The organism is Variovorax sp. ISS6, assembly GCF_056523145.1.
On sequence record NZ_JAWRZC010000001.1, the window covers coordinates 4,740,140 to 4,758,954 of the forward strand.

Below are 18,815 nucleotides of genomic sequence, written 5' to 3' on the forward strand. Positions count from 1 at the left end.
ACGCCCCCTCGATGTCCTCCCCCGACCCTTTCGATCCCCGGAACATGCCTGTTCACGCCCGCACCTCGCCGTTGCGCCCGCTGCCACGGCTGATCTTCGCGAGCCGCTGGCTCCAGCTGCCGCTGTACCTGGGGCTGATCGTGGCGCAGGCGGTCTACGTGGTGCATTTCCTGGTCGAGCTGCTGCACCTGGTCGAGGCCGCCTTCGGCAGCCAGACCGCGCTGCAGGCGCTGGTCAACAGCATCGGCTACAAGACCACCGCGCCGGTGGCCGCGCTCAACGAGACGGTGATCATGCTGGTGGTGCTGGCGCTCATCGACGTGGTGATGATCTCGAACCTGCTGATCATGGTGATCGTGGGCGGCTACGAGACCTTCGTGAGCCGCATGGACCTCGAGGGCCACCGCGACCAGCCCGAGTGGCTGAGCCACGTGAACGCCTCGGTGCTCAAGGTCAAGCTGGCCACCGCCATCATCGGCATCAGCTCGATCCACCTGCTCAAGACCTTCATCAACGCCGACAACTACACCGACAAGGTGCTGATCGCGCAGACGGTGATCCACATCGCCTTCCTGTTCTCGGCCATGGCCATCGCCTACACCGACCGGCTGATGGCGCATCCTCCCGCCGACCACTGAAACTCAGGCCGCCAGCGGCAGGTCCCAGGCCGGCACCTCGGTGAAGCGCCGCGCCAGGAAATCGAGCATGGTGCGCAGGGTGGCCGGCATGTGCTTGCGCGAGGTGTAGACCGCGTACATGCCCACCACCTGCGGCTCGAAATCGGGGAACAGCGGCACCAGCTCCCCGCCGTGCACGAGCTGCGCCGTCAGGTAGGTCGGCAGCATCGCGATGCCCGCGCCCGCGCGCGCCAGGCCCATCAGGCTGGCCGCGTCGTTGGCCGACACGTTGCCGTCCACGGCCACCGACACCGGCGCGCCGTCGCTCTTGCGCGTGAAGCTCCAGAGGCTGTGACCGAAGTAGGAATGCGTGAGGCAGTTGCGCTGCGCGAGTTCGTCCACGCGCTGCGGCGTGCCGTGCTCGGCCAGGTAGGCCGGCGAGGCGCAGACCACCGAGCGGCAGTCCGTGAGCCGGCGCGCGATCAGGTTGGGATCGATCTCGGCCGCGGTGCGGATCGCGAGGTCGATGCGCTCGTCGACCAGGTTCACGGTGCGGTCGAGCAGCACCAGGTCGACCATCACGCCCGGATAGAGCCGCACGTAGTCGGCGATCGCATCGGCCAGTTGCGCCTGCGCGAACGAGGTGCCGGTGGTGATGCGCAACTGCCCGCGCGGCGCCTCGGCCGGATGGCGCACCGCGGCCTGCATGTCGCCCGCGAGCTCCAGCAACTGGCGGCAGCGCGGCAGCAGTTCCTCGCCCGCGGCCGTGAGGCTCAGGCGCCGGGTGGTGCGGTGCAGGAGGCGCGCGCCGGTCCATTGCTCGAGCTCGGCCACGTAGCGCGTGACCACGGGGCGCGACATGTCGAGCAGGTCGGCGGCGGCCGAAAGGCTGCCCGCGTCGACCACGGTCACGAACACCCGCATTGCGTTGAGACGGTCCATTCGAACGATTTTAGGAATAAAGAAGCGCGAATTTCGAGGTATTTCTTTCGAAATGAGAAACCTAAGATGAGCCTCATCGCCCTCTTTCCATCGCTCGTTCCAAGGAGTCCTCCATGAGCCACATCGCCATCATCGGCGCCACCGGTCGCGCCGGCGGCCGCCTCCTCGAAGAAGCGCTGCGCCGCGGCCACACGGTCACGGCCATCGCACGCCATGCCAGCGCGAAGCTTTCCGATCGCGCCAACGTCAAGGCCGTCGACCTCGACGTGCTCGACGGCACCGCGCTCGAGAAGGCCCTGGCCGGCCACGACGCCGTGTTCAGCGCCGCCCACTTCGCGACCGTGCCGCCCGCGGCCATCATCGAACCCGCGAAGCGCGCGGGCGTGAAGCGCCTGCTGGTGGTCGGCGGCGCCGGCAGCCTGTTCGCGGCACCGGGCCTCAAGGTCATCGAGACGCCGAACTTCCCCGAGGCCTACAAGGCCGAGGCCTCGGCCGGCGGCGTGTTCCTCGAGGCGCTGCGCGCCGAGAAGGAACTCGACTGGACCTTCCTCTCGCCCTCGGCCGAATTCGTCGAAGGCGAACGCACCGGCAAGTTCCGCCTCGGCCAGGACGACCTGCTGGTCAGCGCCGAGGGCCGCAGCTGGATCACGTTCGAGGACTACGCGATCGCCTTCATCGACGAGCTCGAGAAGCCGGCGCACTCGCGCCAGCGCTACACGATCGGGTACTGAGCACGGGATCGGACCGCCGAACGCAGAAGGAAGACAAAAGCTACGCAGAAATCGCAGAAAAGAAATTTCTGGATTTCTTCTGCGACTTCTGCGCGACCTTCGCGACTTCTGCGTTCGGCTGCCCGCCTTTTCAGCGGCCCGTCATGTTCTCGGGCACCACCCACTGGTCGAACTGCTCGGCCGTGAGGTGGCCCGAGGCGATCGCGGCCTCGCGCAGGCTGGTGCCTTCCTTGTGCGCCTTCTTCGCGATGTAGGCCGACTTGTCGTAGCCGATGTGCGTGTTGAGCGCGGTCACCAGCATCAGCGAGCGCTGCACCAGCTCGGTGATGCGCTCGCGGTTCGGCTCGATGCCCACGGCGCAGTGGTCGTTGAAGCTCACCATGCCGTCGGCCAGCAGGCGCACGCTCTGCAGGAAGTTGTGGGCCACCATCGGGCGGAACACGTTGAGCTCGAAGTTGCCCGAGGCGCCGCCGATGTTGATGGCGACGTCGTTGCCGAACACCTGCGCGGCCAGCATCGTGACGGCCTCGCTCTGGGTCGGGTTGACCTTGCCCGGCATGATCGACGAGCCCGGCTCGTTCTCGGGAATGCTCAGTTCGCCGATGCCGCTGCGCGGGCCGCTCGCGAGCCAGCGCACGTCGTTGGCGATCTTGTTCATGCTGGCGGCGAGCGTCTTCAGCGCGCCGTGGGCGTGCACCAGCGCGTCGACGCTGGCCATCGCCTCGAACTTGTTCGGCGCGGTCACGAACGGCAGGCCGGTGAGCTTCGCGAGCTCGGCCGCCACCTGCTCGGCATAGCCCTTGGGCGCGTTGAGGCCGGTGCCCACGGCCGTGCCGCCCAGCGCCAGTTCGCTCAGGTGCGGCAGCGCGGCGCGCACATGCGCCTCGCCATGCGCGAGTTGCGCCACGTAGCCCGAGAACTCCTGGCCCAGGGTGAGCGGCGTGGCGTCCTGCAGGTGGGTGCGGCCGATCTTCACGATGTCGGCGAAGTCCTTCGACTTCTGCTCCAGCGTGCCGCGCAGCTTGGCGATGGCCGGCAGCAGCTTGTGCGTGATGGCCTCGACGGCCGCCACGTGCATCGCCGTCGGGAACACGTCGTTGCTCGACTGGCTGCGGTTCACGTCGTCGTTGGGATGCACCAGGCGGCCCTCGCCGCGCTCGCCGCCCAGCAGTTCGCTCGCACGGTTGGCCAGCACCTCGTTGACGTTCATGTTGGTCTGCGTGCCCGAGCCGGTCTGCCAGACCACCAGCGGGAACTCGCCCGGGTGCTTGCCGGCGATGACCTCGTCGGCCGCGGCGACGATGGCGTTGGTCTTCTTCTCGTCCTGCAGGCCCAGCGCGTGGTTGACCACGGCCGATGCGCGCTTGACCTGGGCCAGGGCCTTGATGATCTCGCGCGGCTGCTGCTCGCCCGAGATGTCGAAGTTCTGCAGCGAGCGCTGCGTCTGCGCGCCCCACAGCTTGTCGGCCGGCACGTCGATCGGTCCGAAGGTGTCGCGCTCGGCACGGGTCTTGGGGGAAGTCGTCATGAGAAAAGCTCCGCAGTCTTGGAAATGGGTGCGCCCGCTCGCCGGACGCGGCCCCGAGTATCGCCGGATAAGAATGGCTCTCATCTGACGCGGCCATTGCGTTCCAGACTACAGCCGTTCGCAGGCGGCGGATTGACACGCTTCATGTCAAAAAGTTATAATCATCGTCTTTCGCGGACCTGCAAGTCATTTACAAAACCCATTACCGGATGACGCTGCAGCTCCCACCGGCACTACTCGCGGATCTTCGAATCCCGTCGCGGTGCAGGTTCTCCCGCCGGGCCCTGCCCGGCACACCGGCCGGATAGTTCCGGCCCCACTGCCACGTCAGGCTTCTCCAGGCGGCGCCCCTCGACCAGGCCCGTCGCCCTGCGAGCGAAGCATCCGGCGGGCACTGGTTTCGTCGCCACGTCGTCCTCAGTGCCTTCCGGCAGCCATCGGCTGATGGCGTGGCCGCTGCCGTCCCGCCTCCAGGCGGAACGGCGCCCGTCCAACCTTCGCACAAGGAGCCCGGCATATGGCCAAAGGAATTCTCATCGACCACGTCTTCAAGGTCTTCGGCGACGCGCCCGACGACGCGCTGGCGCTGGTGCGCCAAGGTCTGTCGAAGAAGGAGATCCTCGCGAAGACCGGCCAGTCGATCGGCGTGTTCGATGCCACCTTCGAGATCCAGGCCGGCGAGATCTTCGTGATCATGGGCCTGTCGGGCTCGGGCAAGTCGACGCTGGTGCGGCTGCTGAACCGGCTGATCGAGCCGACCGCGGGCCGCATCGTGATCGACGGCGCCGACATCAACGAACACTCCGACGCCAGGCTGCGCGCGCTCCGCCGCAAGGACATCAGCATGGTGTTCCAGTCCTTCGCGCTGATGCCGCACATGACGGTGCGCGAGAACACGGCCTTCGGGCTCGAGCTGTCGGGCACCGGCAAGAAGGAGCGCCTGGCGCAGGCCGACCTCGCGCTCGCGCAGGTGGGGCTGGCGGGCTGGGGCGACAGCTATCCCGACGAGCTCTCGGGCGGCATGCAGCAGCGCGTGGGCCTGGCGCGCGCGCTGGCCTCCGATCCCTCGATCCTGCTGATGGACGAGGCCTTCTCGGCGCTCGACCCGATCATCCGCACCGAGATGCAATCCGAGCTGCTGCGCCTGCAGCAACAGCAGCGCCGCACCATCGTCTTCATCTCGCACGACCTCGACGAGGCGATGCGCATCGGCGACCGCATCGCGATCATGAAGGACGGCCAGGTGATCCAGGTCGGCACGCCCGACGAGATCCTGCGCTGCCCGGCCAACGACTACGTACGCAGCTTCGTGCGCGGCGTGGACGCGGCGGCCGTGTTCAAGGCCGCCGACATCGCGCGCAAGCCCCTCACCGTGGTCTGCGAGCACCCCGAGCGCGGCGCCCGCGCGGCGCTCAAGCTGCTCGAGGACCAGGACCGCGATTTCGCCTACGTGACCAGCCCCGACCGGCGCTACCTCGGCACGGTCTCGGCCGACACGCTGCGCGCGGCGCTCGACGGCCATTCGGGACCGCTGGGCCTGCGCCATGCCTTCCTCGCCGACCTCGGCACGATCGAGGCCGACGCGCCCGTGGCCGGGCTGATCGGCCAGGTGGGCCAGGCGCCCTGCGCGGTGCCGGTGGTGGCGGCCGACGGCCGCTTCTGCGGCGCGATCAGCAAGACCACGCTGCTGAAGTTCCTCGATCGCGACACGCCGCCGATCGATCCCGCGCTGCCGCCCGCCCCCGCCGCGAGCGCCGCCCCGGCCCATGTCCTGGCCTGAACCCGATTTCGAAGGAACCGCCGAGATGAACGACACCACCCTGCCCTCCGAACTCGCCACCGCCAACGATGCCGCCGCCGCGCTGGCGCAGCAGCCCGCGCCGGCGCCCGTCGCGCTCGATCCCTGGGAGGCCCTGTCGGCCGCGCCCGATCCCGCGGCCACCAGCGCCTGGCTCGACGCACCCGTGCCGCCCGACGCCGCGCACCAGCTCGCCGGCCAGGCCGACGCCGCCGGCTTCCAGCTGCACCGCCTCTGGGACGGCTCGCTGCCGGTCGAGTCCTGGATCAACCAGGGCCTGGGCTGGGTGGTCGAGCATTTCCGCCCCTTCTTCCAGACCGTGCGGCTGCCGATCGACAGCACCCTGAACTCGGTGCAGAGCCTGCTGACCGGGTTGCCGACGCTCGCGATGATCGCGCTGATCGGTCTGCTGGCCTGGCAGTTCGCGGGCCGCGCGCTGGCCATCGGCAGCACCGTCGCGCTGCTGCTGGTCGCGATGCTGGGCATCTGGCCCGAGGCCATGGTCACGCTGTCGCTGGTGCTGACCTCGCTGGTCTTCTGCATGGTGATCGGCCTGCCGCTGGGCGTGCTGCTGGCCAGCAGCGACCGCGCCCAGCGCGTCATGCGCCCGGTGCTCGACGCGATGCAGACCACGCCGGCCTTCGTCTATCTGGTGCCGGTGGTGATGCTGTTCGGCATCGGCAACGTGCCGGGCGTGATCGTGACCATCGTGTTCGCGCTGGCGCCGCTGGTGCGCCTGACCAACCTGGGCCTGCGCCAGGTGCGACCCGACCTGATCGAGGCCGCGCGCGCCTACGGCGCTTCGCCCTGGCAGATGCTGGTGAAGGTGAAGCTGCCGCTGGCCATGCCCTCGATCATGGCCGGCATCAACCAGGCGCTGATGCTGTCGCTGTCGATGGTCGTCATCGCTTCGATGATCGCCGTGGGCGGCCTGGGACAGATGGTGCTGCGCGGCATCGGCCGGCTCGACATGGGCCTGGCCACCGTCGGCGGCCTGGGCATCGTGCTGCTCGCGATCTCGCTCGACCGGCTGACGCAGGCCATGGGCCGGCCGCGCCGCGGCGGCCAGCGCTGGTGGCATGGCGGACCCGTGGGCCTGGCGCTGTGCATGCTGCAGCGCGCGGTGGCGCCGGGCGCATCGCGCGGCGCGGAAGAAGCCGTGCCGGCCCTTTCGACCCAGACCCGCTGAAGCTTCAGGAGGAACACGACGCATGAAGACATCCATGAATCCCATCGCGCGCGGCCTCGGGCTGCTGGCCCTGGCCTTCGCGGCCGCGGCGACCTTCACCCTGCCGGCGCACGCCGCCACCGACCTGCCCGGCCAGGGCATCGTCGTCAAGCCGCTCAAGAGCTCGCTGGCCGAGGAAGCCTTCCAGACCCTGCTCGTGATGCGCGCGCTCGAGAAGCTCGGCTACACGGTCGAGCCGATGAAGGACCTGGAGCCCGCGACCGAGCACCTGGCGATCGCCAACGGCGACGCCACCTTCATGACCAACCACTGGAGCCTGCTGCACGCCGACTTCTACAAGAACAGCGGCGGCGACGCGAAGCTGTGGCGCCAGGGCGTGTACGCCGACGGTGCGGTGCAGGGCTACCTGATCGACCGCAAGACCGCCGAGCAGTACCACATCACCAACATCGCGCAGCTCAAGGAGCCGGCGATCGCGAAGCTGTTCGACACCGACGGCGACGGCAAGGCCGACCTCACGGGCTGCAACCCCGGCTGGGGCTGCGAGCTCGCGATCGAGAACCACCTGGGCGCCTACGGCCTGCGCGACACCGTGACGCACCGCCAGGGCAGCTATGCCGCGCTGATGGCCGACACCATCGCGCGCTTCAAGCAGGACAAGCCGATCCTCTACTACACCTGGACGCCCTACTGGGTCAGCGCCGTGCTGCGACCCGGCGCCGACGTGGTGTGGCTGCAGGTGCCGTTCTCGGCGTCTCAGAGTGGCGAGAACGTGGACACGCGCCAGCCCAACGGCAAGAACTACGGCTTCCTCGCCAACCAGGAGCGCATCGTCGCCAACCGCGAGTTCGCCGAGAAAAACCCGGCCGCGGCGAAGCTGTTCGAGGTCATGAACGTGCCGATCGGCGACATCAATGCGCAGAACCTGCGCATGAGCGAAGGCGCCAACAGCCAGCAGGACGTGGAGCGGCATGCCGACGGCTGGATCCGCGCGCACCAATCGCTGTTCGACGGCTGGATCGCGCAGGCGCGGGCCGCGGCCCAGTAGCCATCGGCCGCGCGGCCGGGATCAGAAGGCGACCCGGTCGGCGCCCTTGAGTGCCAGCATGGCGCGCGCCTCCTCGGGCGTGGCGATCTCGTGGCCCAGTTCCTCCAGCAGGCGGCGCACCTTCGCCACCTGCTGCGCGTTCGAAGTCGCCAGCTCGCCGCGCGCGATCTGCAGCGAATCCTCCAGGCCCACCCGCACATGGCCGCCCAGCGTCGCGGCCGCCACGGCCAGCTGCATCTGGCTCGCGCCCGCGCCCAGCACCGACCATTGGTAGCCGGTGCCAAAGAGCTTGTCGGCGGTGCGCTTCATGAAGACCAGGTTCTCGAGGTCCGCGCCGATGCCGCCGAGGATGCCGAGCACGAACTGGATGAAGACCGGGGCCTCGAACAGGCCGCTGTCCATGCAGAACTTCAGGTTGTAGAGCTGGCCCACGTCGTAGCACTCGTGCTCGAACTTGATGCCGTGCGTTTCCAGCGCACGGGCCGCCATGCCGATGTCGCGGAAGGTGTTGCGGAATATGTAGCCGTCGGACTCGCGCAGGTAGGGCTCCTCCCAGTCGAACTTCCATTGCTTGTAGCGCTGCGCGAGCGGATGCATGGAGAAGTTCATGCTCCCCATGTTGAGCGAGCACATCTCCGGCGAGAAGCGCAGCGCCGGCGCGATGCGTTCGGCCACCGTGTGGTTGAGGCTGCCGCCGGTCGACAGGTTGACCACAGCGCCGGTGGCGGCACGGATGGCGGGCAGGAAGGCCTGGAAGCGTTCCGGCTCGATGGAGACCGCGCCCGTCTCCGGATGCCGCGCATGCAGGTGCAGCACCGCGGCGCCGGCCTCGGCCGCCTCGATGGCCTGGCGGGCAATGTCCTCGGGTCGGTAGGGCAGCGCGTCCGACATGGTGGGCGTGTGGATGGCGCCGGTTACGGCGCAGGTGATGATGACTTTTCTAGAAAGCTTGGTCATGGCGTGGCCGATGGGGTGGGTGTGCGAAGGGGTTCGGGCATGGCATCCAGCCCGATGGGGGCACGTTGCCAGACCAGTTTCAGGACGGTCTCCACGCCCGCCTGCGGCTGCGGCGCGGTGCGCAGCTCGACCGTGTCGCCGGCCAGCCGCACCTCGCGGCGCAGGCGGGTCCCGACCCAGTTCGGGTAGCTCGAGATGTCGACGTGATGCACGATCCAGTCGCCCTCGCGGACGTAGCGCCCGGCATAGCCGATCGACGAGCGGTACGCCGCTGCGCTCTCGGCGTCGGTGGCGTCCTGCCGGTCCGAGCCCGAAAGGCACGCGCGGCCGTCGTGCGTGATGAGCGCCGTCATGCGGCCGTCGGAACCGTAGTGGATGACGCCCGAGGGCCGGGCGCCGTAGACGTCGAAAAGGCGTTCGCCACGGGGGTCCACGGCATAGGCCTCGCGCAGATACCAGGTCCCGAGCAAGGTGTCGTCCGCTACTGCGCTCATGGCAGCACCGCCACGGCCCGCACCCAGCCGGCCGAGGCCTTGTGGATCTTCACGGGGAAGCAGATGACGTGGAAGCCGCTGGCGGGCAGGAGGTCGAGGTTGGTCAGTTTTTCCATCTGGTAGTAGCCCGTGGTGCGGCCGGCCTTGTGCCCCTCCCAGATCAGGGAGGCGTCTCCGGTGGCGGCGTAGCGCCGGGCGGTGTGCGAGAAAGGGGCGTCCCAGGACCAGGCGTCGGTACCCACCACGCGCACGCCCTGCTGCGTCAGCCAGAGCGTGGCCTCGCGGCCCAGGCCGCAGCCGCTGTCGAGGTAGTCGGGTTGGCCGTAGCGCGCGGCGGCGGCCGTGTTCACCAGCACGATGTCCAGCGGCTGCAGCACGTGGCCGATGCGCTTCAGCTCCGTGCCCAGGTCATCGACCGTGGCGACATGCCCGTGCGGCAGGTGGCGCAGGTCCAGCTTCACGCCGGGGCGATGGCACCAGTCCAGCGGCACCTCGTCGATGGTGGCCGCGGGCCGGCCGCCGTCCATGGTCGAGGCGTAGTGCCACGGCGCGTCCATGTGAGTGCCGTTGTGGGTGGACAGGTCGATTCGCTCCACTGCCCAGGCCTCGCCATCGGGCAGGTCCTCGGGCCGCAGGCCGGCGAAGGGCCCGGCCAGGGCCGAGAAGGTCTCGCGGTGGTGCTGGTAGCGGATGCGCGGCCCGTTGCCCGGGCGGTCCACCGGCAGGTCGTTCTCGATGGCGACGGACAGGTCGATCAACTGCATGGATGCCCCCGCCCTCACTGCTGCGCCAGGCCGATGGACTTCACCAGTCCGGGCCAGCGCTGCGTTTCCGTCTTGAGGTGCGCGGCGGCCGCCTGCACCGTGCCGCCCACGGGCTCGTTGGCGAACTCGCGGAACTTCGCGGCCACCTCGGGCTGCGCGAGGACCGCGTTCGCCTCGCGATTGAGGCGCGCCACCACGTCGGCGGGCGTGCCGGCCGGCGCCACCAGCATGAACCACAGGGAGAAGTCGATGCCCGGCAGGCCGGCCTCCGCGAAGGTAGGCACCTCGGGCAGCAGGCTGGTGCGGGCGCGGGTGGAGACGGCCAGCGGCCGCACCTTGCGCGACTCGATGAAGGGCCGGATGGTGCCCACGTTGTCGCACAGCGCCTGCACGCTGCCGCCCAGCAGGTCGGTGATGGCGGGGGCGGCGCCCTTGTACGGCACATGGGTCACGCTGGCGCCGGCCTCACGGGCGAACAGCCCGGCGCAGATATGGTGCGGCGAGCCCTCGCCGGCGTTGGCCAGGGTCAGTTGGCCCGGATGCTGGCGCGCGAAGGCCATCAGCTGGCGCAGGTCGCCCACGGGAGTGCCCGGGCCCGCCACCAGCACCAGCGGCGCCGACGAGACCTGCACGATGGGCGCGAACGCGCGTGCCGGGTCGTAGGGCATGCGTGCGTACAGCCCCGGGTTCACGGCCAGCGGGCCCAGGCCCGCGAGCAGCAGCGTGTAGCCGTCGGGCCGCGCCTTGGCCACCGCGTCGGCGCCGATGTTGCCGTTGGCGCCGCCCCGGTTGTCGACCACGAAGGGCTGGCCCAGGCGCTGCGAGAGCTTGTCCGCGAGCAGGCGGGCGATGTTGTCGGTGCCGCCGCCCGCGGGGTAAGGCACGACCAGGCGAACGCTGCGCTCGGGGTACTGGGACCAGGCCGGCGCGGCGGCGAGCACGGCCAGGGAAAAGGCGGCGGCAGTGCCGCGCAAGAAAGTGGACAGGGTCATCGCGTCTCCGTCGGCGGTCGATCCGCCCTTTCATTTAGTTAGTCGATTGACTAATCGTAAACGCGGAATCGTTCCCCCTGCAAGTACCGTTACCATCGGCCTCGATGCCCGCACCCACCACAGCACCGCCCGCCAAGACGCCTCGCGCACCTCGCAAGACCGATGGCCGCGAAGCCATCCTGCGCGCGGCCGAGCGGCTGTTCGCGGAGCACGGATTCGAAGGCTGCTCGCTGCGCGCGGTGGCCGACCTGGCCAAGGTCAACCAGGGGATGATTCATTACTTCTTCAAGTCGAAGGACGCCCTCTTCCTCGAGACCTACATGCGCGGCGGCCAGCCGCTGGTGGACGAACGCATGCGGCTGCTCGATGCCGAAGAGGCGCTGCAGGAAGGCCGCCCCATCGGGCTCGAGCGCCTGATCGAGATCTTCCTGACGCCGGCCGTGACCCTCGCGCTCAGCGGCGCGCGGGGCCGCAACTTCCTGCGCATGCAGGCCCATCTGCAGCTCGACGGCACGCGCTTCGGCAGCAAGCTGCGCAGCTCGCTCTACGACGACTCCTCGCGTCGCTTCGTGCGCGCCTTCGCGCGCAGCCTGCCCGGGCTCTCGCAGGAGCAGGTCGCCTGGCGCTTCATCTTCGTGCTGGGCACCTACCAGTACGTGCTGGCCGACACCGGCCGGCTCGAAGTGATCTCCGACGGTGCGAGCAACGGCCGCGAATTCGACAAGGCGCTGCGCGAGATGATCCCGTTCCTGGCGGCGGGCATGCGCGCGGCGGGGCCCGCCTGAACGCTCCAGCCGGCGAAACCCGGCGCTGAGATAATCGGGGGGCGTTTCCACACCCTAAAAAAAGCCCCCCCACCATGACGACCACGATCCAGCAGGCCGACCTGATCGAATCGATCAGCGCCGCGCTGCAGTACATCAGCTACTACCACCCCGCCGACTACATCGCCCACCTGGCCAAGGCCTACGAGCGCGAGCAGAGTCCCGCCGCCAAGGACGCGATGGCGCAGATCCTCACCAACAGCAAGATGAGCGCGACCGGCCAGCGCCCGATCTGCCAGGACACCGGCATCGTCAACGTGTTCCTCAAGGTGGGCATGGACGTGCGCTGGGGCGGCTTCACCGGCAGCCTCGACGACGCCATCAACGAAGGCGTGCGCCGCGGCTACAACCACCCCGACAACACGCTGCGCGCCTCGGTCGTGGCCGATCCGCAGTTCGACCGCAAGAACACCAAGGACAACACGCCCGCGGTGATCTTCACCGAGATCGTGCCCGGCGACAAAGTCGAGGTGACGGTGGCCGCCAAGGGCGGCGGCAGCGAGAACAAGAGCAAGCTGGTGATGCTGAACCCCGGCGACAGCGTGGTCGACTGGGTGCTGAAGACCGTGCCGACCATGGGCGCCGGCTGGTGCCCGCCGGGCATGCTGGGCATCGGCATCGGCGGCACGGCCGAGAAGGCCGCGCTGCTGGCCAAGGAAAGCCTGATGGACGACCTCGACATGCACGAGTTGCAGGCCAAGGCTGCGCGCAAGGAGGAATTGACCAAGGTCGAGGCCCTGCGCCTCGAGCTGTTCGAGAAGGTCAACGCCCTGGGCATCGGCGCGCAGGGCCTGGGCGGCCTCGCGACCGTGCTCGACGTCAAGATCAAGATGTACCCGACCCACGCGGCCAGCAAGCCGGTGGCGATGATCCCGAACTGCGCCGCCACGCGCCATGCGCACTTCGTGATGGACGGCAGCGGTCCGGTCTACCTCGAGGCGCCCTCGCTCGACCTGTGGCCCAAGATCGACTGGGCACCCGACGAGAAGAAGAGCAAGCGTGTCGACCTCGACAAGCTCACGCCGGCCGAAGTCGCGAGCTGGAAGCCCGGCGACACGCTGCTGCTCAACGGCAAGATGCTCACCGGCCGCGACGCCGCGCACAAGCGCATCCAGGACATGCTGGCCAAGGGCGAGAAACTGCCGGTGGACTTCACCAACCGCGTCATCTACTACGTGGGCCCGGTCGATCCGGTGAAGGGCGAGGCCGTGGGCCCGGCCGGCCCGACCACCGCCACGCGCATGGACGGCTTCACCGAGATGATGCTGGCCCAGACCGGCCTGATCGCGATGATCGGCAAGGCCGAGCGCGGCCCGGTCGCGATCGAGGCGATCAAGAAGCACAAGAGCGCCTACCTGATGGCCGTGGGCGGCGCCGCCTACCTCGTGAGCAAGGCGATCAAGACCGCCAAGGTGGTGGGCTTCGAGGACCTGGGCATGGAAGCCATCTACGAATTCGACGTGGTCGACATGCCGGTGACGGTGGCGGTCGACGCCGGCGGCACCAGCGCGCACATCACCGGCCCGGCCGAGTGGCAGAAGCGCATCGCCAGCGGCGAATTCAAGACCATCACGCTGGAACCCGCTTGAGCCTCGCCGCGCGTCCGCAGCCGCCCGCTTCCGCTTCGCCCGTCGGCGTGTTCGACAGCGGCGTGGGCGGGCTGAGCGTGCTGGGCGCGCTGCGCGCCGAGCTGCCGCGCGAGCGCTTCGTCTACTTCGCCGACACCGCGCATGCCCCCTACGGCGAGCGCGGCGACGCCTACGTGACCGAGCATTCGCGGCGCGTGGTCGATACCCTGGTGCGCGAGCACGGCATCAAGGCGCTGGTGGTGGCCTGCAACACCGCCACCACGGCCGCGATCCACGTGATGCGTGCCGAGAACCCCGAGCTGCCGATCGTCGGCCTGGAGCCCGCGATCAAGCCCGCGGTGGCGGGCAGCGCCACCGGCCACGTCTCGGTGCTGGCCACGCGCGGCACGCTGGCGAGCGCCAAGTACGCGGCGCTGCGCCATACCTTCCCCCATCCCGAGCGCATCCGCTCGGTGCCCTGCGACGGGCTGGTGGCGGCGATCGAGCGGCTCGACGAGCTCGCCATCGACCAGCTCTGCGCCCACTACATGACGCTGGCCGGCCCCTTCGGCGGCGACGCCGGCGAGACCGACACCGTGGTGCTCGGCTGCACCCACTATCCGCTGCTGCAGGACCGGCTGCGGCGGCATGCGCCCTCGGCCGTCCGCTTCCTCGATTCGGGCGTGCCGGTGGCGCTGCAGACGCGGCGGCTGCTCGCCGCCGCGGGCCTGCTGCAAGAGCACGCGAGGCCCCTGGACGACGCCTGGGTGACGCTGCGCAGCAGCGGCGACGCAGCGGTGCTCGAGACCGCCGCATCGCGCTGGCTGGGCCTGCGCCCTTCCGACCTGCTGCCCGATCGGCCGCAGGCGAGCACGGCCTGAACGGCCGCCCCATCCCATGCGCCCGCTGCGCCATCTCGCCCTCCTGCTCGCCGGCCTGCTCGCGGCCGGCGCGGGCCATGCGGCCTGCGAGAGCGGCCTGGCCGAGCGCATGCACGCCAAGCTGCATCCGCAGCGCCCGCTCGACGAGCGGCTGGCCGCCTGCAAGCCCTGGCCGGCCTATCCGGGACGCAGCATCGTCGTGCTGCCGATGCCGCGCGAGACCAGCGACAACGGCGCCAAGGTCTACGACCTCGAGGTGCTGCTGATCCAGCGGCCCGACAACGGCAACACCGAGCGCGACACCGTCATCGGCCGGATCTTCCAGGCCGAGGCGCTCGACGAGGACCGCCGCAACCTGATCCAGGACGTGCGCATCGACACTTCGCGCTACGTGCTCGCGAGCGACACCCGCGCCTTCGGCCTGCGCGTGCGCTACCGCGACATCGGCACGGCCAGCGCCGCGAGCGAGACGCTGCGCCTGTACGTGCAGCAGGGGGCGAAGCTGCGCCAGGTGCTGCAGGAGATCGAGCTCGACCGCGAGAGCGGCGAATGGGATGCCTCGGCCTGCGCCGGGCATTTCGAGAAGCTGCGCACCATGCTGTCGGTGGCCAAGGCCGCGAGCAACGGCTATGCCGACCTGATGCTGTCGCGCACCGTGGTGCAAAGCCGCGCGCAGCCGTCGGAGGACCAGGGCTGCGTCGAGAAGGCGCTGCCCGCGCGTTTCAGCGCGGTGACGCTGCGCTACGACGGCGAGCGCTACAAGGTACCGAAGTCGCTGCGGCAGTCTTCGTTCTGACATCGCGTCTTTACCGTCGAGCACCCCGGTGTTTCACGGAAATGTCATTCCAAAGTACCAGCATGCGCGGTTTGTTCAAAACAACCACCGCGCACCATGACAACGCCCACTCCGCTTCGTTCGACCCGCATTCCCTTCAAGCCCATGCTGCTCGCCAGCGCCCTCTCGCTGATGCTGGCCGCCTGCGGTGGCGGCGGTAGCGACGGCGGTTTCGTCGGCTTCCCGCCGCCGCCCACGAACACGGCACCGCCCGCGCCCCCGCCGGCGCCGCAGGGCCAGCTCGTCTCGAGCGCGACCTTCACGCCCAATGCCGGCACCAAGGTCGGCTCCTCCGACGCCTCCACCGCCTTCGCGCTGCCCGACGGCTTCATGATCGTGGCCGATGACGAAGCCAACGTGCTGCGCGTGTACCCGCGTGCCGGCGGCGCCGCGGTCAAGGAATGGAGCTACCAGGACAACGGTCCCAAGCTGACCGACGAGCTCGACCTCGAGGCCGGCGTGCGCATCGGCGACACGCTGTATCTCACCGGCTCCAACAGCAACAAGAAGGACGGCTCGGACGCGCCCGCGCGCTCGCACCTGCTCGCGGTCAAGGTCAGCGGCACCGGTGCCGCCACCACCTTCGACTACGTCGGCGAGTTCGCGCAGCTCGAGAGCCAGCTCGTGGCCTGGGACACGGCCAACGGCCACGGCCTGGGCGCCAACCACTTCGGCTTCGCCGTCTCGGCCGCCAAGGGCGTGATCCCCGAGCAGGTCAACGGCTTCTCGATCGAGGGCATGGCCTCCTCGCCGGGCGACACCGCGCTGTGGCTGGGCTTCCGCGCCCCGCAGACCGACACCGCCACGCGCACCAAGGCACTGATCGTTCCGGTGCAGAACTACGCCGCGCTGGTGAACAAGACCGCCAGGCAGGCCAGCTTCGGTGCGCCGATCGAGATCGACCTCGGCGGCCGCGGCATCCGCTCGATCGACAAGGGCACCGATGGCCGCTACCTGATCACCGCCGGCCCCGCGGGCCCAGCCAGCGCCGACGTAGACCGCAACTTCGCGCTGTTCGCGTGGAGCGGCAATGCGGCCGACGCGCCGGTCGAGCTCTCGAACGACCTCGACGTGCTGCGCAAGAGTTCGACCAACCTCGACCCCGCGCAGACGGCTTCGGCCGGAAGCTTCGAGTCGGTCGTCGAGGTTCCAGGACCGGTCCAGGCCGGCACCCAGGTCCAGTTGCTGCTCGACAACGGCGACAGCATCTGGAAGAACCAGAGCAAGCCCTCGAAGGACCTCTCGCCAGCCGACCAGAAGTTTGAAGGCTTCGTCGTGCGCCTGGGCCAGCCCTGGGTCGACACCGCGGCGCCGGTGCTCAAGAGCGCATCGCCCAAGGGCAACGACGGCAGCGTGGGCGTGAACTCGAAGATCACGCTGAACTTCAACGAAGGCGTGCGCCTCGGCGCCGGCAACATCGTGCTGCACAAGGCCGACGGCAGCGTGGTCGAGACCTTCTCGGCCACGAGCCCGGCCGCGCGCGTGCAGCGCGCCTTCAACGTGCTGACCTTCACGCCGAGCCAGCCGCTCGCCGCGTCCACCGGCTACTACGTGACGGTCGACGCCAATGCGGTCCTCGATGCCAAGGGCAACGCCTTCGCGGGCGTGTCCGACGCGAGCACCATCGCTTTCACCACCAGCGCGCCGCCTTCGTACGGCCCCGGCGACATCCTGTTCCTGGGCCTGAACGCCGACAGCCCCGATGCCTTCGCCTTCGTGCTGCTCAAGCCGATGGACAGCGGCACGCGCATCATCTTCACCGACCGCGACCGCACCGCCGACAAGGAGTTCGACGGGGTCACCAACGAGAGCGCCTACGTCTGGACCGCCGACCGCGACCTCGCGGTGGGCACCATCGTGACGATCCAGCCGGACGTGAGCAAGGGCACCAACCCGCTCGCCAACATCGGCACCACGCAGGGCGCGGGCGGCGGCCTCAGCGCCACCAACGAGACGGTCTACGCCTTCGTCGGCGGCACCATCGCGGGCCTGGGCGACGGCGCGGCCGGTGCGATCAGCGGCGTGGGCAACTACCTGGCGAGCATCACGGTGGGACCGGCCACGGGCGCCGGCAGCATCCCCGCGACGCTGAGCGCCGCGGGTGCCGCGATCAACTTCCCCGACAGGTTCGACGTGCTCTACAACGGCCCGATGCTGCCGGCCTCGCCGACGCCGGCCGACATCGCGAGCTTCGCGGCCAGCGTGAAGAACACGGCCAACTGGAAGACGCAGGTCAAGGCGGCCTGGCCGATCACCAACGGCAGCCTGTTCGGCGGCTCCTGAGACCTACCCCTGCCCTCGCAGCGCGGCCTCGCGGCCGCGCCGCACGTCGATCGGCCACAGCAGCAGCAGGCCGGCGACGAAGAGCACGGCGGTCGACAGGATCGCGATGCGCTGGTTGCCGGCCGTGAGCCAGGTGACCGCGCCGTAGGCCAGCGGGCCGACGATGCTCGCGAGCCGCGTGGCGAAGGACCAGAGGCCGAAGAACTCGGCCATCTGGGCCGGCGGCGCGAAGTAGCCGGTCATCGCCCGGCCGGCCGACTGGCTCGAGCCCATCGCGAGGCCCGCGATGGCCGCGGCCCACCAGAAGCCGCCCTTGGTCGTGACCACCGCGGCGATCACGCAGACCGCGACCCAGGCCACCAGCGTGACGGCCAGCGAGGTCTTGTGGCCGATGCGGTCCTGCACGTAGCCGAAACCGAAGGCACCGAGCGCGGCCGCGATGTTGAGCACGAAGATCAGCACCATGGTCTCGCTCGCGACGAAACCGATCACCTGCTCGGCATAGATCGCGGCCAGCGTGATCGCCACCGCCACGCCGCCCTGGTAGCAGACGGTGCAGGCCAGCAGGGTCATGAAGTCGCGGTAGGCGCGCGCCTGGCGGAAGGTGGAGCGCAGCTGTTGCCAGGCGCTGGGCGCCCTGGCGTCGCCGAGGGCCTGCGCACTGGGCCTGGCGCGCTCGGGCAGCAGCACGAAGGTGGCGCAGGCGGCCGTGCCGTAGATCGCGGCGGTGATCAGCATCGTCACCGGCACGAAGTGCGAGGCCGGCAGGCCCCGCGCCTGCGACCACAGCACGTAGGCCAGGCACAAGCCCAGCGCCAGCATGCCGCCGACATAGCCGAAGGCCCAGCCCCAGCCGCTGACCTTGCCCATGCCTTCGGGCGTCGCGAGCTCGGGCAGGAAGGCGCCGGTCAGCGACTCGCCGTAGGAGTAGAAGGTGTTCGACACCACGATCAGCAGCATCGCGACGGCCACGCCCGTGGCGCCCGAGAAGCGCGGCGAGAGCGCCAGCGCCGCGGTGCCGATGACGCAGCCCACGGTCGTGATGACCAGCAGCCGCTTCTTGGCCGCGCGCAGGTCGGCCCAGGCACCGATGGCCGGCATCGTGAACATCACGATCGCGTAGGAGATGCTGAGCGCCACCGTCCAGGCGAACGGGCCCCAGGGCGCGCCCTTGGCGATGCCGCCCACGAAATAGGCGGCGAACACGGCCGTGATGACCACGGTCGTGTAGCCCGAGTTGGCGAAGTCGTACATGGCCCAGCCGAACACCTCGCGCTTGCGCACGCCGGCGTTGAGGGCGGAGGAAGGAAAGAGCGCTGCCATGCGGCGGATGGTGGTGGCGCCGCGTGGCAGGCGTGTGGCGC

At 69.6% G+C, this 18,815-nt stretch carries 17 protein-coding genes; 10 read left to right on the forward strand and 7 right to left on the reverse strand.

Annotation, left to right across the window (positions count from 1 at the left end; genetic code table 11):
- The first annotated feature begins 11 nt into the window (after positions 1–11).
- The gene (locus tag AC1HIL_RS22020; protein WP_057594540.1) at positions 12–638 is read left to right on the forward strand and encodes a YqhA family protein; all 627 of its coding nucleotides are present in this window, start codon (positions 12–14) and stop codon (positions 636–638) included.
- Positions 639–641: 3 nt separating this feature from the next.
- Here AC1HIL_RS22020 and AC1HIL_RS22025 read toward each other — a convergent pair whose 3' ends face one another.
- Positions 642–1,559, reverse strand: coding sequence for a LysR family transcriptional regulator (locus AC1HIL_RS22025; protein ID WP_057594539.1), 918 nt, complete (start codon positions 1,557–1,559; stop codon positions 642–644).
- Between the two features lie 113 nt (positions 1,560–1,672).
- On the opposite strand from AC1HIL_RS22025, the gene AC1HIL_RS22030 reads away from it, so the two are divergent.
- The gene (locus tag AC1HIL_RS22030) at positions 1,673–2,290 is read left to right on the forward strand and encodes an NAD(P)-dependent oxidoreductase (protein WP_261218081.1); all 618 of its coding nucleotides are present in this window, start codon (positions 1,673–1,675) and stop codon (positions 2,288–2,290) included.
- A 130-nt stretch (positions 2,291–2,420) separates the two neighbouring features.
- Here AC1HIL_RS22030 and fumC read toward each other — a convergent pair whose 3' ends face one another.
- The gene (fumC, locus tag AC1HIL_RS22035) at positions 2,421–3,818 is read right to left on the reverse strand and encodes a class II fumarate hydratase (RefSeq protein WP_422096787.1); all 1,398 of its coding nucleotides are present in this window, start codon (positions 3,816–3,818) and stop codon (positions 2,421–2,423) included.
- Between the two features lie 517 nt (positions 3,819–4,335).
- On the opposite strand from fumC, the gene proV reads away from it, so the two are divergent.
- From proV to proX, 3 genes are read left to right on the forward strand one after another with little or no spacing between them, the layout of a single operon-like run.
- Entirely contained in the window at positions 4,336–5,598 is a 1,263-nt protein-coding gene (gene proV, locus AC1HIL_RS22040) for a glycine betaine/L-proline ABC transporter ATP-binding protein ProV (protein WP_057599067.1), read from the forward strand.
- Between the two features lie 25 nt (positions 5,599–5,623).
- The gene (proW, locus tag AC1HIL_RS22045; protein ID WP_479670011.1) at positions 5,624–6,805 is read left to right on the forward strand and encodes a glycine betaine/L-proline ABC transporter permease ProW; all 1,182 of its coding nucleotides are present in this window, start codon (positions 5,624–5,626) and stop codon (positions 6,803–6,805) included.
- A 22-nt stretch (positions 6,806–6,827) separates the two neighbouring features.
- Positions 6,828–7,853 (forward strand): glycine betaine/L-proline ABC transporter substrate-binding protein ProX, encoded by a 1,026-nt coding sequence (proX, locus tag AC1HIL_RS22050; protein WP_479670012.1) that lies wholly within the window; start codon positions 6,828–6,830, stop codon positions 7,851–7,853.
- A gap of 21 nt (positions 7,854–7,874) precedes the next feature.
- Here the strand turns inward: proX and kce are convergent, their stop codons facing one another.
- Genes kce through AC1HIL_RS22070 form a run of 4 tightly spaced genes read right to left on the reverse strand, consistent with a single transcriptional unit; the run spans position 7,875 to position 11,060 of the window.
- Positions 7,875–8,810 carry a 3,5-dioxohexanoate:acetyl-CoA acetone transferase gene (gene kce, locus AC1HIL_RS22055; protein WP_479670013.1) on the reverse strand — a complete coding sequence of 312 codons (936 nt, stop codon included), beginning with the start codon at positions 8,808–8,810 and terminating at the stop codon, positions 7,875–7,877.
- Positions 8,807–9,304 (reverse strand): lipocalin-like domain-containing protein, encoded by a 498-nt coding sequence (locus AC1HIL_RS22060; RefSeq protein WP_479670014.1) that lies wholly within the window; start codon positions 9,302–9,304, stop codon positions 8,807–8,809. Before AC1HIL_RS22060 ends, kce begins: the two co-directional genes overlap by 4 nt.
- Positions 9,301–10,068 carry a cyclase family protein gene (locus AC1HIL_RS22065; protein ID WP_479670015.1) on the reverse strand — a complete coding sequence of 256 codons (768 nt, stop codon included), beginning with the start codon at positions 10,066–10,068 and terminating at the stop codon, positions 9,301–9,303. Before AC1HIL_RS22065 ends, AC1HIL_RS22060 begins: the two co-directional genes overlap by 4 nt.
- Positions 10,069–10,082: 14 nt before the next feature.
- Entirely contained in the window at positions 10,083–11,060 is a 978-nt protein-coding gene (locus tag AC1HIL_RS22070) for a Bug family tripartite tricarboxylate transporter substrate binding protein (RefSeq protein WP_479670016.1), read from the reverse strand.
- A 104-nt stretch (positions 11,061–11,164) separates the two neighbouring features.
- Here AC1HIL_RS22070 and AC1HIL_RS22075 point away from each other — a divergent pair, with 104 nt between their 5' ends.
- From AC1HIL_RS22075 to AC1HIL_RS22095, 5 genes are all read left to right on the forward strand, one after another.
- On the forward strand, positions 11,165–11,845 hold the full coding sequence (locus tag AC1HIL_RS22075; RefSeq protein WP_057597723.1) for a TetR/AcrR family transcriptional regulator: 681 nt from the start codon (positions 11,165–11,167) through the stop codon (positions 11,843–11,845).
- A gap of 74 nt (positions 11,846–11,919) precedes the next feature.
- Positions 11,920–13,473 carry a fumarate hydratase gene (locus AC1HIL_RS22080; protein ID WP_209545105.1) on the forward strand — a complete coding sequence of 518 codons (1,554 nt, stop codon included), beginning with the start codon at positions 11,920–11,922 and terminating at the stop codon, positions 13,471–13,473.
- Positions 13,470–14,333 carry a glutamate racemase gene (murI, locus tag AC1HIL_RS22085; RefSeq protein WP_479670017.1) on the forward strand — a complete coding sequence of 288 codons (864 nt, stop codon included), beginning with the start codon at positions 13,470–13,472 and terminating at the stop codon, positions 14,331–14,333. The genes AC1HIL_RS22080 and murI overlap by 4 nt, the downstream gene beginning before the upstream one ends.
- 16 nt (positions 14,334–14,349) lie before the next feature.
- Positions 14,350–15,129, forward strand: a complete 780-nt coding sequence (locus AC1HIL_RS22090) for a PA3715 family protein (protein ID WP_479670018.1) — start codon at positions 14,350–14,352, stop codon at positions 15,127–15,129.
- Positions 15,130–15,225: 96 nt separating this feature from the next.
- Positions 15,226–17,451, forward strand: coding sequence for an Ig-like domain-containing domain (locus tag AC1HIL_RS22095; protein ID WP_479670019.1), 2,226 nt, complete (start codon positions 15,226–15,228; stop codon positions 17,449–17,451).
- 3 nt (positions 17,452–17,454) lie between these two features.
- Here AC1HIL_RS22095 and AC1HIL_RS22100 read toward each other — a convergent pair whose 3' ends face one another.
- Positions 17,455–18,774, reverse strand: a complete 1,320-nt coding sequence (locus AC1HIL_RS22100; protein ID WP_261212716.1) for an MFS transporter — start codon at positions 18,772–18,774, stop codon at positions 17,455–17,457.
- Between the last annotated feature and the right edge of the window lie 41 nt (positions 18,775–18,815).